The following is a 15,653-nucleotide window of genomic DNA, read 5'->3' as shown; positions in this document are numbered from 1 at the left end:
ACGGCCTGAACAAGGAAACGACCTGATGAGCTGCGCGCCGGCGCGCGTGGAGATGGGAGAGGAGGCGTAGCGATGGAGTTGTACGCACCCATCCTGGTGCTCGCCGTTCTCGCGGCGGGATTCGCGATCTTCTCGGTGACGATCGCGCCCTTCACCGGTCCCAGGCGCTGGAACCGCGCGAAACTTGACGCCTACGAATGCGGGATCGAGCCGACGCCCCAGCCGGTCGGCGGCGGTCGCTTCCCGCTGAAGTACATGATCACCGCGATGCTGTTCATCGTGTTCGACATCGAGATCATCTTCCTCTACCCGTGGGCGGTCGCGTTCGACCAGCTCGGGGTTTTCGGACTGGTCGAGATGGTGCTGTTCATCGTCACCGTGCTCGTGGCCTACACCTACGTGTGGCGCCGCAAGGGTTTGGACTGGGACTAGACATGGGTCTTGAAGAGAAACTTCCGAGCGGGTTCATGCTCAGCACGGTCGAACAGGTCGCGGGCTGGGCGCGGAAGAACTCCGTCTGGCCGGCGACCTTCGGTCTGGCCTGCTGCGCCATCGAGCTGATGTCGACCGGTGGTCCCAAGCACGACCTGGCGCGCTTCGGCATGGAGCGCGCCTCGGCGTCTCCGCGCCAGGCCGACCTGATGATCGTCGCGGGTAGGCTCTCGCAGAAGATGGCGCCGGTGCTGCGCCAGATCTACGACCAGATGGCCGAGCCCAAGTGGGTCATCGCGATGGGCGTGTGCGCCTCCAGCGGCGGCATGTTCAACAACTACGCCATCGTGCAGGGCGTGGACCACGTCGTCCCCGTCGACATCTACCTGCCCGGCTGCCCGCCGCGGCCCGAGATGCTCATCGACGCGATCGTGAAGCTGCACGACAAGATCCAGAACATGAAGTTCGGCGCGCACCGTGCCAAGCAGATCGACGAGCTCGAACTGCAGGCGCTGCGGGCGCTGCCCCTGATCGATCAGGGGACCGCCAAATGAGGTGCCGCGACGACCGGCCCCGCGCGACGGACGAGGAGCGGTGAGGGACCGACATGAGCAGTGACAACCTCCCCGGGGTCCCGGAGGAGCCGATCGCCCGCACGGGCATGTTCGGTGCCAAGGGGACCGGTGACACCTCCGGCTACGGCCGCCTGGTCGTACGGCGCAAGCCCGAGCTGTCGACCCCCCGCCCCTACGGCGGCTACTTCGACACCGTCGCCGACGAGCTTGAGCGCGCCCTGGGCCCCGAGCTGGCCGACGCGGTCGAGCGTGTCGTCGTCGACCGCGGCGAGCTGACCTTCCACGTCAGGCGTGAGCGTCTGGTCGAGGTCGCCAGGACCCTGCGCGACGACCCCGCGCTGCGTTTCGAGCTGTCGCTCGGCGTCTCCGGCGTGCACTACCCCCACCTTGAGGGGGAGGAACTGCACGCGGTGATCCACCTGTGCTCGATCACCCACAACAGGCGCCTGCGCCTTGAGATCGCGTGCCCCGACGCCGACCCGCACATTCCCTCCACGGTCTCTGTCTACCCGACGCACGACTGGCACGAGCGGGAGACCTGGGACTTCTTCGGGATCGTCTTCGACGGCCACCCGGCGCTGACCCGCATCATGATGCCGGACGACTGGGACGGGCACCCCCAGCGCAAGGACTACCCGCTCGGCGGTATCCCGGTCGAGTACCGCGGCGCCGAAATCCCCGCGCCCGACCAGAGGAGGTCGTACTCGTGAGTGCTCCGTTCGAAGAGATCACGGACGCCACCGAGGGCAAGGTCTACACCGTCTCGGGCAACGACTGGACGGAACTGGTCGAGACCCTCACCGGACAGCAGGACGAGCAGCTCGTCGTCAACATGGGTCCGCAGCACCCCTCGACGCACGGCGTGCTGCGTCTGGTGCTGAACCTGGACGGCGAGACGGTCACCGAGGCCCGCACGGTCATCGGCTACCTGCACACGGGCATCGAGAAGAACATGGAGTTCCGGACGTGGACCCAGGGGACCACGTTCGTGACCCGCATGGACTACCTCGCGCCGATCTTCAACGAGACGGCCTACTGCCTGGGCGTCGAGAAGCTGCTCGGCATCACCGACCGCGTCCCTGAGCGGGCGCAGGCCATCCGCGTGATGATGATGGAGCTGACCCGCATCTCCTCGCACATGGTGGCCATCGGCACCTTCGGCATGGAGCTCGGCGCGACCACGCCGTTCCTCTTCGGGTCCCGCGAGCGCGAGATGGTGCTCGACGTGATGGAGTACATCACCGGCCTGCGGATGAACATGGCCTACGTACGGCCCGGCGGCGTCTCGGTCGACCTGCCCGCAGGCGCGGTCGACAAGGTCGGTGAGCTGCTCAAGATCATGCCGCAGCGCATCAAGGACATGCGCAAGATGCTCGACGCCAACCCGGTCTACCTGGCCAGGACCAAGGACATCGCCTACCTCGACCTCACCGGCTGCATGGCGCTGGGTGTCACCGGGCCGATGCTGCGGGCCGCGGGCCTGCCGTGGGACCTGCGCAAGTCGCAGCCCTACTGCGGTTACGAGACCTACGAGTTCAACGTCCCGACCGAGAAGACCGCCGACGTCTACGGCCGCTATCTCGTCAGGATGGCCGAGATGGAGGAGTCGCTCAAGATCATTGAGCAGGCTCTCGACCGGCTCTCCGGCCCGCTCAAGGGCGACCGGGTCATGGTGGACGACAAGAAGATCGGCTGGCCCGCGCAGCTCGCGCTCGGCCCCGACGGCCTGGGCAACTCGCCCGACCACATCGCGCACATCATGAGCGGTTCGATGGAGGCGCTGATCCACCACTTCAAGCTGGTCACCGAGGGCTTCCGGGTCCCGGCCGGGCAGGCCTTCGCCTCGGTCGAGTCGCCCCGCGGCGAACTCGGCGCCCACGTGGTCAGCGACGGCGGCACCAGGCCCTACCGCGTGCACTTCCGCGACCCGTCCTTCACGAACCTGCAGGCGGTGCCCCCGACCTGCGAGGGTGGCATGGTCGCCGACGTCATCTCGGCCGTGGCCTCGATCGACCCGGTCATGGGAGGGGTCGACCGATGAACGAGGAGAGGAACGAGGAGGGGGGCGCGACCGTGGGCACAGGGTACGCACCAGAGGTCCGTGAGCGCCTTGAGCGCGACGCCAAGGAGATCATCGGCCGGTACCCCCGGCCGAGGTCGGCCCTGCTCCCGCTGCTGCACCTGGTGCAGTCGGTGGACGGCTACGTCTCCGACGCCGGACACGAGTTCTGCGCCGAGATGCTGGGCCTGAGCAAGGCCGAGGTGGTCGGTGTCTCCACCTTCTACACGATGTACAAGCGCAAGCCGATGGGCGACTACCACGTCGGGGTGTGCATCAACACGCTGTGCGCCGTCATGGGCGGCGACCAGATCTGGGACGAGCTGTCCGAGCACGCCGGGGTCGGTCACGACGAGGTGACCCCGGACGGGAAGATCTCGCTGGAGCGGCTTGAGTGCAACGCCGCCTGCGACTTCGCCCCGGTGATGATGGTGAACTGGGAGTTCTTCGACAACCAGACGCCCGAGTCGGCCAAGCAGCTCGTCGAGGACCTCAAGGCGGGCAAGGACGTCTCGCCCACCCGGGGTCCGAAGAAGCTGTGCACCTTCAAGGAGGCCTCGCGCGTGCTGGCGGGCCTGCCCGACGGCCAGGCCGGTGACGGCCCCTCCGCGGCGGGCGCCTCCCTGGAGGGCCTGAAGGTCGCCAAGGCCAACGGATGGAAGGCACCTGAGCCATCATGACGACTCTCACTCCGGTCCTGACGGCCAACTGGGACCGGCCGGACTCCTTCACCCTGGACGGCTACGGCGACTACGCGGCGGCCAGGAAGGCGCTGGGCATGGACCCGGACGCCGTCATCCAGGCCGTCAAGGACTCCGGTCTCCGCGGCCGTGGCGGTGCGGGCTTCCCCACCGGCATGAAGTGGGGGTTCATCCCCCAGGGCGACGGCAAGCCGCACTATCTCGTGGTCAACGCCGACGAGTCCGAGCCGGGAACCTGCAAGGACATCCCGCTGATGATGGCCAACCCGCACGCGCTGGTCGAGGGCGTCATCATCGCCTCCTACGCCATCCGTGCCAACCACGCCTTCATCTACGTGCGCGGCGAGGTGCTGCACGTCATCCGCCGCCTGCAGGCGGCGGTCGCCGAGGCCTACGCCAAGGGCCTGCTCGGCAAGGACCTCTTCGGCACCGGGTTCGACCTGGAGCTGGTGGTCCACAGCGGCGCGGGCGCCTACATCTGCGGCGAGGAGACGGCACTGCTCGACTCGCTTGAGGGACATCGCGGCCAACCTCGGCTCAAGCCCCCCTTCCCGGCCGTGGCGGGCCTGTACGCCTCGCCAACCGTCGTGAACAACGTGGAGTCGATCGCGAGTGTTCCCTCGATCATCGCGAACGGGGCCGACTGGTTCGCGGGGATGGGCACGGAGAAGTCCCAGGGCTTCGGCATCTTCTCGCTGAGCGGCCACGTCACCCGGCCCGGCCAGTACGAGGCGCCGCTGGGCATCACACTGCGCGAGCTGCTCGACATGGCGGGCGGAATCCGGGCTGGGCACCGGCTGAAGTTCTGGACCCCCGGCGGATCGAGCACGCCGATCTTCACCGACGAGCACCTGGACGTCCCGCTCGACTTCGAGTCGGTCGGGGCCAAGGGGTCCATGCTCGGCACCCGGGCCCTGCAGATCTTCGACGAGACGACCTGCGTGGTGCGGGCCGTACTGCGTTGGACCGAGTTCTACGCGCACGAGTCCTGCGGTAAGTGCACCCCCTGCCGGGAGGGCACCTACTGGCTCAAGCAGGTGCTCAAGCGGTTGGAGAAGGGACAGGGCACCGAGGAGGACCTGTCCACGATCACCGACATCGCGGACAACATCCTGGGACGCTCCTTCTGCGCCCTGGGCGACGGCGCGACCAGCCCCATCCACTCGTCGGTCAAGCACTTCAGGGACGAGTACCTCAAGCACTTCGAGATCGGTGGCTGCCCGTTCGACCACGCCCCCTCAAGGCTCTGGGGGAACAAGTGAGCGGACGGCACGCAACCGGCAAGCACAGCACCGTTTCGGTCATGAGGCCGACGGAGGAGGCGCCATGACCGTCGAAGCGACCACCCCGGCGCAGACGCCGGTAGAACTGGTAACCCTCACCATCGACGGTTTCCAGGTGAGCGTCCCGAAGGGCACGCTGATCATCCGGGCGGCCGAGCTGCTCGGCATCCAGATCCCCAGGTTCTGCGACCACCCGCTGCTGGACCCGGCGGCCAACTGCCGCCAGTGTCTGGTCGACATCCCCGATGCGGGCAACGGCAGGGGCTTCCCGAAGCCGCAGCCGTCCTGTGCCATCGAGGTCGCCCCCGGCATGGTCGTGCAGACGCAGCTCACCTCGCCCGTCGCCGAGAAGGCGCAGCGCGGCGTGATGGAGCTGCTGCTGCTGAACCACCCGCTGGACTGCCCGGTCTGCGACAAGGGCGGCGAGTGCCCCCTGCAGAACCAGGCCATGTCCAACGGCCAGGGCGAGAGCCGCTTCCAGGAGAGCAAGCGGACCTTCCCCAAGCCCATCGCGCTGTCCACCGAGGTGCTGCTGGACCGCGAGCGCTGCGTGCAGTGCGCGCGCTGCATCCGCTTCTCCGACGAGATCGCCGGTGACCCGCTCATCGAGTTCTTCGAGCGCGGGGCCAAGGAGCAGGTCAGGACCGCCGACGGCGAGCCGTTCGAGTCCTACTTCTCCGGCAACACGGTGCAGATCTGCCCGGTCGGCGCGCTCACCGGCGCCGCCTACCGCTTCCGGGCCCGGCCGTTCGACCTGGTGTCCACGCCCAGCGCGTGCGAGCACTGCGCGAGCGGCTGCTCGCTGCGCACCGACCACCGCCGCGGCAAGGTCACCCGCCGCCTGGCCGGGGACGACCCCGAGGTCAACGAGGAGTGGAACTGCGACAAGGGTCGCTGGGCCTTCACCTACGCGACCCAGCCCAACCGGCTCAAGACCCCCCTCGTCCGTGACGAGAAGGGTCACCTGGTCCCGGCCTCCTGGCCCGAGGCGCTGGCCGTCGCGGCCCGCGGCCTGGCCGCGGCGCGGGGCAGGGCGGGCGTCCTGGTCGGTGGCCGGGTCACCGTCGAGGAGGCGTACGGCTACGCCAAGTTCGCCAGGATCGCGCTCGGCAGCAACGACGTCGACTTCCGCGCCAGGCCGCACTCCGCCGAGGAGGAGCGCTTCCTGGCGCACGCGGTCGCGGGCAAGGGCATCGAGATCCGCTACCGCGACCTGGAGAGCGCCCCGGTCGTGCTCCTGGTGGGCTTCGAGCCCGAGGAGGAGTCGCCGATCGTCTTCCTGCGTCTGCGCAAGGCGTGGCGCAAGAAGGGCCTGAAGGTCTTCTCGGTAGCGCCGTTCGCCTCCGAGGGCCTGGCCAAGATGGGCGGCACGCTCGTGCGCACCCTGCCGGGCGCGGAGACCGCGGCCGTCGAGGACCTCGTCTCCGGCGTCTCGCCGATCTCCGAGGAGATCAGGCGGGCAGGCGCGATCATCCTCGCCGGTGAGCGGCTGGCCACCGTGCCGGGCGCGCTCTCGGCCCTGGTACGGCTCGCCGACACCAGCGGCGCCAGGCTCGCCTGGGTCCCGAGGCGGGCGGGGGAGCGCGGCGCCGTCGAGGCGGGCGCGCTGCCGAACCTGCTGCCCATCGGCAGGCCGATCGACGACGAGAACGCCCGCACCGAGGTGGCCAGGGCGTGGAACGTCTCCTCGCTGCCCTCGACCCCCGGCCGTGACACCTCCGCCATCCTGACGGCGGCGCTCGGCGGCGAGCTGGGCGCCCTCGTGGTGGCCGGTGTCGACCCCTACGACCTGGCCGACCCGGAGGCCGCCCTGGCGGCCCTGGAGAACACCCCGTTCATCGTGAGCCTCGAACAGCGCCCCAGCGCGGTCACCGACCGCGCCGACGTCGTGCTGCCGGTCGCCTCGGTGAGCGAGAAGGCTGGCACGTTCGTCAACTGGGAGGGGCGCGGCCGTACGTTCGAGGCGGCCGTCCCGGTCCCCGGCGTCATGAGCGACCTGCGGGTCGTCTCCTCGATCGCCGACCAGATGGACGTCCACCTCGGCCTGCCCGACCCCGCCGCCGCCCGCCGTGAGCTTGCCGCGATCGGCGCCTGGCGCGGCCCGAGGGCCGAGGCGCCGAACGTGGGGGCCTCCCGGGCCGCCGCCCCGAAGGAGGGCGAGGCGATCCTGGCCACCTGGCACCGGCTGCTCGACGACGGCCGCCTGCAGGACGGCGAGCCGTACCTCGCGGGCACCGAGCGCGCGACCGTCGCACTGGTCTCCGCCGCGACCGCGGCCGAGGCGGGTCTCACGGACGGCGGTGAGATCACCGTCACCGCCGAAGGCGGCGCGGTGAGCCTGCCGGTCCTGGTCGCCGACCTGCCCGACCGGGTCGTGTGGCTGCCCGCGAACTCCGCGGGCCGTTCGGTGACCCGCGACCTGCGCGCCACGGCCGGTGACGTCGTCAGGCTCGGCGCCGCGACCGCCGCCCAGGTCTCGGGCGCCGTCCGCGAAGTGAATGAGGAGCGGTGAGCGACCAATGAATACGCACTTGCTCGCGGTTGCGGGCGATCCGTCCCTTGCGGACTTCGGCCACGACCCGCTCTGGATCAGCATCATCAAGGCCGTCGTCATCTTCGTCGTCCTGATGCTGGGCGTGCTGTTCGGCGTGTGGTTCGAGCGCAAGCTCATCTCCCGTATGCAGAACCGCTACGGCCCCAACAGGGCCGGTAAGTTCGGCCTTCTGCAGTCGGTCGCCGACGGTCTGAAGATGGGTCTCAAGGAAGACCTCATGCCCAGGACCGTGGACAAGGTGATCTACTTCATCGCCCCGGTCGTCCTGGCGGTCCCGGCCTTCCTCGCCTTCTCGGTCATCCCGATGGGGCCGATCGTCTCGATGTTCGGCGTCAAGACCCCGCTGCAGCTCACCGACCTGCCGGTCGCGGTGCTGCTGGTGCTGGCGATGGCCTCCATCGGCGTCTACGGCATCGTCCTGGCCGGTTGGGGCTCGCGCTCGCCGTACACGATCCTGGGTGGCCTGCGGGCCAGCGCCCAGGTGGTCTCCTACGAGATCGCGATGGGCCTGTCGTTCGTCGGCGTCTTCCTGTACGCCGGGACGCTGTCCACCTCCGAGATCGTCGCCTCGCAGGCCGGAGGCAGGGAGGTCACGCTCGGCGGGCTGACCCTGCAGCTGCCCTCGTGGTACATGGTCCTGCTCATCCCCTCCTTCCTCATCTACGTCATCACGATGCTGGGTGAGACCAACCGGGTCCCCTTCGACCTGCCCGAGGGTGAGGGCGAGCTGGTCGGCGGCTTCCAGACCGAGTACTCCAACTCGCTGAAGTTCGCGGTCATCATGCTCGCCGAGTACGTCAACGTCTTCGTGGTCTCCGCGGTGTCGATCACCCTGTTCATGGGCGGGTGGCGGGCGCCGTTCCCGATCTCCATGTGGGAGGGGGCCAACACCGGCTGGTGGCCGCTGCTGTGGTTCTTCCTCAAGATGGTGCTCGTCTTCTCGTTCTTCATCTGGTGCCGCGCCTCGCTGCCGCGAGTCCGCTACGACCAGCTGATGGCCCTCGGATGGAAGGTCCTCATCCCGGTCAACCTCGGCTGGATCCTCCTGGTGGCGACCATGAAGGCCTTCCAGATCCCGGGCGTCAACAGGCAGCTGATCCTGATCCTGGCCGGCCTCGTGCTGGTCGGGTGCTTCGCGCTGTGGTGGCGCTTCGACAACGTGCTGCAGAAGCGCAGAGACGCCAAGGCGGCCCAGGTCGAGGCGGAGTTCGCGCAGCTCGACGCAGAACCGGCCGCGGGTGGCTTCCCAGTGCCGCCGCTCGACCTGCCGCACTACCACGGGGTAGCGCGCAAGGAGGTTCCCAGTGGGAGCAACTGATTGGCTGAACTCCGTCAAGGGGTTCGGCGTGACCTTCCACACGATGTTCAAGAAGGTCGAAACGGTCAACTACCCCGAGGAGAAGCGGCCGACGGCTCCGCGTTTCCACGGCCGTCACCAGCTCAACCGCTGGCCCGACGGCCTGGAGAAGTGCGTCGGGTGCGAGCTGTGCGCCTGGGCCTGTCCGGCCGACGCGATCTTCGTCGAGGGAGCGGACAACACCGACGAGCAGCGCTTCTCGCCGGGCGAGCGCTACGGGCGCACCTACCAGATCAACTATCTGCGGTGCATCCTGTGCGGCCTGTGCATCGAGGCCTGCCCGACCCGGGCGCTGACCATGACCAACGAGTACGAGCTCGCCGATTCGAGCCGCGAGAGCCTCATCTACACCAAGGAGATGCTGCTGGCGCCGCTCGGTCCCGGCATGGAGGCCCCGCCCCACGCCATGCGTCTCGGCGAGACCGAAGAGGACTACTACCGGCTGGGACGAAACAATGGGTGAGACCATCACGTTCTGGGTGCTGGCGGTGGTCTCCGTCGGCGCGGCCCTCGGCCTCGTCTTCAGCCGCAAGGCGGTCTACTCGGCCCTGATGCTGGGCATGGTCATGCTCTCCCTGGCGGTTCTCTACGCCGTCCAGGACGCGCCCTTCCTGGCCGCGGTGCAGATCATCGTCTACACCGGCGCGGTCATGATGCTCTTCCTGTTCGTGCTGATGCTCGTCGGCGTGGACTCGGCGGACTCACTGGTCGAGACGATCAAGGGACAGCGGTTCTGGGCGGCCGTCGCGGGCCTGGGCTTCGCGGCCCTGCTCGCGCTCGCGGTCGGCAACACGCTGATCGGCCCGGCCAAGGGCCTGGAGAACGCGGTCAAGCAGGCGGGCGGCAACGTGCCCAGCCTGGCCCAGCTGATCTTCACCAGGTACGTCTTCGCCTTCGAGGTCACCTCGGCGCTGCTGATCACGGCGGCGCTCGGCGCGATGGTCCTGGCCCACCGCGAGCGCGTACGGCCCAAGGCCACCCAGCGTGACCTGGCCCGCGCCCGCTTCAGCGGTCCGCAGCCCTCGCCGCTGCCCGGCCCCGGCACCTACGCCCTGCACAACGCCATCGACATGCCCGCCCTGCTGCCCGACGGCACGATCGCGACCAAGTCGATCAACCGGGTGCTCGCCAGGCACGAGGAGGAGGACGGCGTCACGCCGACCGACCCCCGGCGGGCGGCGATCGTCAAGCAGATCCTCGTCGAGGAGCGGCTGGCGGAGCAGGACGTGACCCCGGACGACTCCCACGCGGACGCGCGGGCCGTCGTCGAGGACAACGTCGCTCAGGACTCCTCCCAGGCCGGCACCGAGGACGAAACCGTCGCGGACGAGACCGCGACGGGCGAGGCCGTACGGGAAGCCCACCAGGAGGACGGCAAGTGACCACCCACTATCTGGTGCTCTCCGCACTGCTGTTCGCGATCGGCGGCATCGGTGTCCTGACACGACGCAACGCGATCGTGGTGTTCATGTGCATTGAGCTCATGCTCAACGCCTGCAACCTCGCGTTCGTCACCTTCGCCAGACAGCACGGCAACCTGGACGGCCAGATCATCGCGTTCTTCGTGATGGTCGTGGCCGCGGCAGAGGTCGTGATCGGTCTGGCCATCATCGTGATGATCTTCCGAACCCGCAGGTCCGCGTCGGTCGACGACGCGAACCTGCTGAAGTACTAAGAGGTGGCAGGTGCAATCTCTCGCTGAGATCGTCCCGCACTCCGGTGGGGTGGTCGGGGTCTCCTGGCTGATGATCGCGCTGCCGCTGATCGGCGCCGCGATCCTGTTGCTCGGCGGCCGCCGTACCGACCGCTGGGGGCACCTGCTCGGCGTCGCCATGTCGCTGGCCGCGTTCGTCGTCGCGGTGCTGTCCTTCGTCGAGCTGCTCGGTCAGCCGGAGGACAAGCGCCGGATGGCGGTCGAGCTCTACCAGTTCATCCCCGGCGTCGCGAACATGGGCCTGCTGATCGATCCGCTGTCGATCAGCTTCGCCCTGCTGATCACCGGTGTGGGTTCGCTGATCCACATCTACTCGATCGGCTACATGTCGCACGACCCCGACCGTCGCAGGTTCTTCTCCTACCTGAACCTGTTCGTCGCGGCCATGCTGCTGCTGGTGCTCTCCGACAACTACGTCGGGCTGTTCATCGGCTGGGAGGGCGTCGGTCTGGCGTCCTACCTGCTGATCGGCTTCTGGCAGTTCAAGCCCTCGGCCGCGGTGGCGGCGAAGAAGGCCTTCATCGTCAACCGGGTCGGTGACTTCGGCCTCCTGATCGCGATCTTCACGATCTGGACCACGTTCGGCTCGGTCACCTTCAAGGAGGCCTTCGGCGCGGCGGGCGGCGCCTCGGAGGGCACGCTCACCGCCATCGGCCTGCTGCTGCTCCTGGGCGCGTGCGGCAAGTCCGCCCAGCTGCCGCTGCAGTCCTGGCTGCTGGACGCGATGGAGGGCCCGACCCCGGTCTCGGCCCTCATCCACGCCGCGACCATGGTCACCGCCGGTGTCTACCTCGTCGTCCGCTCCGGCGCGTTCTTCGAGGCCGCCCCGACCGCGCAGCTCGTCGTGACGATCGTCGGTGTGGCCACGCTGCTCGCCGGTGCGATCATCGGTTGCGCCAAGGACGACATCAAGAAGGGCCTGGCCGGCTCGACGATGTCGCAGATCGGCTACATGATGCTCGGCGCGGGCCTCGGCCCGGTCGGCTACACCTTCGCCATCGCGCACCTGATCACCCACGGCTTCTTCAAGGCCAACATGTTCCTCGGCGCCGGTTCGGTCATGCACGGCATGAACGACGAGGTCAACATGCGCAAGTACGGTGGGCTGTTCTCGGTGATGAAGATCACCGCGATCACCTTCATGATCGGCTACCTGGCGATCATCGGTTTCCCGCTGCTGTCCGGTTACTTCACCAAGGACGGCATCATCGAGACCGCCATGGAGCACAACCAGATCCTCGGCTGGCTCGCCGTCGTCGGCGCGGGCATCACCGGCTTCTACATGTCGCGGATGGTCTTCATGACCTTCTTCGGCAAGCGGCGCTGGGAGGAGGACGCCCACCCGCACGAGTCGCCCGCCGTCATGACGGTTCCGCTGATCATCCTGTCGATCGGATCGATCTTCCTGGGTGGTTTCCTGGTCCTGGGCAACCGGTTCATGCTCTTCCTCGGCCCGGCCGTCGGCCTGCCGGAGGAGCTGCCCAGCTTCCACCCCTTCAGCGTCCCCGGCCTGGCCACGCTCGCGCTGGTCGCCGTCGGCGCCGCCTTCGCCTGGTTCAGGTACGGCGCCGCCGAGGTGCCCCGGGTCGCCCCGCGCGGCTCGTTCCTCACCACCTTCGCCCGCCGTGACCTGTACGGCGACGCACTCAACGAGGCGCTGCTCATGCGCCCCGGCCAGTGGCTGACCCGGCTCGCGGTGTTCTTCGACAACCGAGGCATCGACGGCCTGGTCAACGGGCTGGCCGCGGCGATCGGCGGCACCTCCGGGCGGCTGCGCCGCGTGCAGACCGGCTACGTACGGTCGTACGCGCTGTCCATCCTCTTCGGTGCCGCCGTGGTCGTTGGCGCGCTGCTCTACGTAGGGAACATGTGATGCCCTGGCTCTCGACCCTGATAGCCGTGCCCGTTGTGGGCGCGGTGGGTGTCTCCCTTGTCAAGAGTGACAAGCTCGCCAAGCAGGTGGCCCTCGTGGTCTCGCTGGTCGTGTTGGTCCTGACCGCCGTGATGGCGTTCAGGTTCGACCCGGCCCTGGGCGCCGCGAAGGAGACCCGCTTCCAGTTCGCCGAGGTCTACAACTGGATCCCGGCCTTCGGCGTGCACTACGGCGTCGGCGTCGACGGCATCGCCCTGGTGCTGATCGCGCTGTCGGTCATCCTGGTGCCGATCGTGATCCTGGCCTCCTGGCACGACGCGGACGGCACCGGGGCCGCGGCCCCGCCCAAGCGGTCCGTGAAGACCTACTTCGCGCTGCTGCTGGTGCTGGAAGCGATGATGATCGGCGTCTTCGCGGCGACCGACGTCTTCCTCTTCTACGTCTTCTTCGAAGCCATGCTGATCCCGATGTACTTCATGATCGGGTCGTACGGCGGCGCCCAGCGGTCCTACGCGGCCGTGAAGTTCCTGCTCTACTCGCTCTTCGGCGGCCTGCTGATGCTGGTCGCGGTGATCGCGCTCTACGTGATCGCCGAGAAGGGCACCTTCATGTTCCCCGAGTTGGTCGGGGTCATCCAGGACCCGACCACGCAGAAGTGGCTCTTCCTCGGCTTCTTCATCGCCTTCGCGGTCAAGGCGCCGCTGTGGCCCTTCCACACCTGGCTGCCCGACGCCGCCGCGCAGGCCCCGGCCGGCGCGGCCGTACTGCTGGTCGGTGTGCTGGACAAGGTCGGCACCTACGGCATGCTCCGCTTCTGCCTTGAGCTGTTCCCCGACGCGGCCAAGTTCTTCACGCCGCTGGTGATCGCGCTCTCGGTGATCGGCATCATCTACGGCGCGATCGTGGCCATCGGCCAGACCGACATGAAGCGCCTGATCGCCTACACCTCGATCTCGCACTTCGGCTTCATCGCCCTCGGCGTGTTCGCGATGACCACGAACGCGGGCGCCGGCGCCACGCTCTACATGGTCAACCACGGCTTCTCGACCGGTGCGCTGTTCCTGATCACCGGGTTCCTGATCTACCGCCGCGGTTCCAGCCAGATCGCCGACTACGGAGGCGTGCAGAAGGTCGCCCCCGTGCTGGCGGGCACCTTCCTGATCGCCGGGCTCTCCGGCCTTTCGCTGCCGGGTCTGTCGACCTTCGTCAGCGAGTTCATGGTCCTGCTCGGCAGCTACGAGCGCTACGTCGTCCCGACGGTCATCGCGACCACCGGTGTGATCCTGGCCTCGATCTACATCCTGTGGATGTACCAGCGCACGATGAACGGCCCGACGGCGGAGAAGGTCAAGGGCCTGCCCGACCTCGACGCCAGGGAACGGTGGGTGGTCGGCCCGCTGATCGTCATGATCATCGCTCTTGGGTTCTTCCCCAAGCCGGCGCTCGACATGATCAACCCGGCGGTGGACCACACGCTGTCCAACGTCCACATCTCCAACGTCCACATCACTCCGGCCGTCGCTGAGAAGAAGGGGGCCGGGCAGTGAACGGCACCACCATCACCAGCCCGACGATCGAGTACGCGCTGCTGTCCCCGATGCTGATCGTGTTCGGCGCGGCGCTCGTCGGTGTGCTGGTCGAGGCGTTCGCGCCTCGCTACCTGCGCAAGTCGATCCAGATGCCGCTCACGCTGCTGGCGCTGGTCGGCGCGTTCGTCACGACCATCCTGACGGCCCTCAACGGCCTGCCGGAGCGGGCCGCCGCCATGGGCGCGGTCGCGGTCGACGGTCCCGCGCTGTTCATCTGGGGCATCATCCTCATCCTGGCCTTCGTCAGCGCGCTGCTGATCAACGACGACGACCAGTTCGTCGCGCAGGCGGCGGCCGTACCGGGCAGCGTGGACGAGGAGGAGGCGGTCCGCAGCGGATTCGCCCAGACTGAGGTCTACCCGCTGCTGCTGTTCGCGGTCGGCGGCATGCTGCTCTTCCCCGCGGCCAACGACCTGCTGGCCATGTTCGTCGGCCTTGAGGTCATGTCCCTGCCGCTGTACCTGCTGTGCGGCCTGGCCCGCCGTCGCCGCCTGCTCTCGCAGGAGGCCTCGGTCAAGTACTTCCTGCTCGGCGCCTTCTCCTCGGCCTTCTTCCTCTACGGCACGGCCCTGGTGTACGGCTACGCCGGGTCGGTCGACCTGAGGGCCATCAGCGAGTCGCTCGGCAGCGTCTCCGGTCAGCAGACCCTGCTGCTCGTCGGCATCGCGCTGCTCGGCGTCGGCCTGCTGTTCAAGATCGGCGCCGTGCCGTTCCAGGCGTGGAAGCCCGACGTCTACCAGGGCGCGCCGACCGCGGTCACCGCGCTGATGGCCTCGACCGTGCTGGTCGCCGCCTTCGGCGCGCTGCTGCGCGTCTTCTGGGTGGCGCTGGGCAACCTCGACTGGGACTGGCGCCCGGTCATGTGGGGCGTGGCGATCCTGACGATGATCGTCGGTGCGATCCTGGCGATCACCCAGACCGACATCAAGCGCATGCTCGCCTACTCCTCCATCGCGCACGCGGGCTTCATGCTCACCGGCGTGATCGCCACCGGCGCCGCGGAGCAGAACTCCCAGGCGCTGTCGGCGGTCCTGTTCTACATGGCGGCCTACGGCTTCACCACGGTCGGCGCCTTCGCGGTCGTCACCATGGTCCGCGACGCGGGCGGCGAGGCCGGGCACCTGTCCCGGTGGGCGGGTCTGGGCAAGCGGTCCCCGATGCTGGCGGGCATCTTCGCCTTCTTCCTGCTGGCCTTCGCGGGCATCCCGCTGACGAGCGGTTTCTTCGGGAAGTACGCGGTGTTCACCGCGGCGGTCGGCGGCGGGGTGCTGCCGCTGGTCATCGTGGGTGTGGTGAGCTCGGCGATCGCGGCGTTCTTCTACGTCCGCGTGATCGTGCTGATGTTCTTCAACGAGCCCGCGGCGGACGGCCCGAGCATCGCGACGCCCAGCGTCGGCACCTCGGCTGTGGTCGCTCTGGCGGCAGCGGCTACCGTAGTGCTGGGGGTCTTCCCGCAGCCGGTGCTGACTCTGGCGGACCAGGCTGCGTCCGCGTTGTTCATTCGTTAGAGGAGTAG

The 15,653-nt window shown here is 68.4% G+C and carries 14 protein-coding genes; all 14 read left to right on the top strand.

Annotation, left to right across the window (positions count from 1 at the left end; translation table 11 throughout):
- The first annotated feature begins 72 nt into the window (after nucleotides 1-72).
- On the top strand, nucleotides 73-432 hold the full coding sequence (locus tag ABT340_RS13065; protein WP_352010919.1) for an NADH-quinone oxidoreductase subunit A: 360 nt from the start codon (nucleotides 73-75) through the stop codon (nucleotides 430-432).
- Nucleotides 433-434: 2 nt separating this feature from the next.
- Nucleotides 435-986: a NuoB/complex I 20 kDa subunit family protein gene (locus ABT340_RS13060; protein WP_352010918.1), complete on the top strand. Its 552-nt coding sequence runs from the start codon at nucleotides 435-437 to the stop codon at nucleotides 984-986.
- Between the two features lie 53 nt (nucleotides 987-1,039).
- Nucleotides 1,040-1,717, top strand: a complete 678-nt coding sequence (locus tag ABT340_RS13055; protein ID WP_352010917.1) for an NADH-quinone oxidoreductase subunit C — start codon at nucleotides 1,040-1,042, stop codon at nucleotides 1,715-1,717.
- 17 nt (nucleotides 1,718-1,734) lie between these two features.
- A complete protein-coding gene (locus ABT340_RS13050) occupies nucleotides 1,735-3,048 on the top strand; it encodes an NADH-quinone oxidoreductase subunit D (protein WP_386195092.1) in 1,314 nt (437 codons plus the stop codon).
- A complete protein-coding gene (nuoE, locus tag ABT340_RS13045) occupies nucleotides 3,045-3,746 on the top strand; it encodes an NADH-quinone oxidoreductase subunit NuoE (RefSeq protein WP_352010916.1) in 702 nt (233 codons plus the stop codon). Before ABT340_RS13050 ends, nuoE begins: the two co-directional genes overlap by 4 nt.
- Nucleotides 3,743-5,029 carry an NADH-quinone oxidoreductase subunit NuoF gene (nuoF, locus tag ABT340_RS13040; RefSeq protein ID WP_352010915.1) on the top strand — a complete coding sequence of 429 codons (1,287 nt, stop codon included), beginning with the start codon at nucleotides 3,743-3,745 and terminating at the stop codon, nucleotides 5,027-5,029. The genes nuoE and nuoF overlap by 4 nt, the downstream gene beginning before the upstream one ends.
- Nucleotides 5,030-5,093: 64 nt before the next feature.
- Entirely contained in the window at nucleotides 5,094-7,562 is a 2,469-nt protein-coding gene (locus tag ABT340_RS13035; RefSeq protein WP_352010914.1) for an NADH-quinone oxidoreductase subunit G, read from the top strand.
- Nucleotides 7,563-7,569: 7 nt separating this feature from the next.
- Nucleotides 7,570-8,922 (top strand): NADH-quinone oxidoreductase subunit NuoH, encoded by a 1,353-nt coding sequence (nuoH, locus tag ABT340_RS13030; protein WP_352010913.1) that lies wholly within the window; start codon nucleotides 7,570-7,572, stop codon nucleotides 8,920-8,922.
- Nucleotides 8,909-9,424 (top strand): NADH-quinone oxidoreductase subunit NuoI, encoded by a 516-nt coding sequence (nuoI, locus tag ABT340_RS13025; protein ID WP_271216307.1) that lies wholly within the window; start codon nucleotides 8,909-8,911, stop codon nucleotides 9,422-9,424. The genes nuoH and nuoI overlap by 14 nt, the downstream gene beginning before the upstream one ends.
- Nucleotides 9,417-10,343, top strand: coding sequence for an NADH-quinone oxidoreductase subunit J (locus tag ABT340_RS13020; RefSeq protein WP_352010912.1), 927 nt, complete (start codon nucleotides 9,417-9,419; stop codon nucleotides 10,341-10,343). Before nuoI ends, ABT340_RS13020 begins: the two co-directional genes overlap by 8 nt.
- The gene (gene nuoK, locus ABT340_RS13015) at nucleotides 10,340-10,636 is read left to right on the top strand and encodes an NADH-quinone oxidoreductase subunit NuoK (RefSeq protein WP_352010911.1); all 297 of its coding nucleotides are present in this window, start codon (nucleotides 10,340-10,342) and stop codon (nucleotides 10,634-10,636) included. The genes ABT340_RS13020 and nuoK overlap by 4 nt, the downstream gene beginning before the upstream one ends.
- A gap of 70 nt (nucleotides 10,637-10,706) precedes the next feature.
- On the top strand, nucleotides 10,707-12,548 hold the full coding sequence (gene nuoL / locus ABT340_RS13010; RefSeq protein WP_352011278.1) for an NADH-quinone oxidoreductase subunit L: 1,842 nt from the start codon (nucleotides 10,707-10,709) through the stop codon (nucleotides 12,546-12,548).
- Nucleotides 12,548-14,095 (top strand): NADH-quinone oxidoreductase subunit M, encoded by a 1,548-nt coding sequence (locus tag ABT340_RS13005; RefSeq protein ID WP_352010910.1) that lies wholly within the window; start codon nucleotides 12,548-12,550, stop codon nucleotides 14,093-14,095. The genes nuoL and ABT340_RS13005 overlap by 1 nt, the downstream gene beginning before the upstream one ends.
- Nucleotides 14,092-15,645, top strand: a complete 1,554-nt coding sequence (gene nuoN, locus ABT340_RS13000; RefSeq protein ID WP_352010909.1) for an NADH-quinone oxidoreductase subunit NuoN — start codon at nucleotides 14,092-14,094, stop codon at nucleotides 15,643-15,645. The genes ABT340_RS13005 and nuoN overlap by 4 nt, the downstream gene beginning before the upstream one ends.
- The last annotated feature ends 8 nt before the right edge of the window (nucleotides 15,646-15,653 follow it).

This window comes from Streptosporangium sp. NPDC000239 (assembly GCF_040300765.1).
Classification (GTDB): Bacteria; Actinomycetota; Actinomycetes; order Streptosporangiales; family Streptosporangiaceae; genus Streptosporangium.
This window is presented reverse-complemented; position numbering and strand designations above follow the sequence as displayed.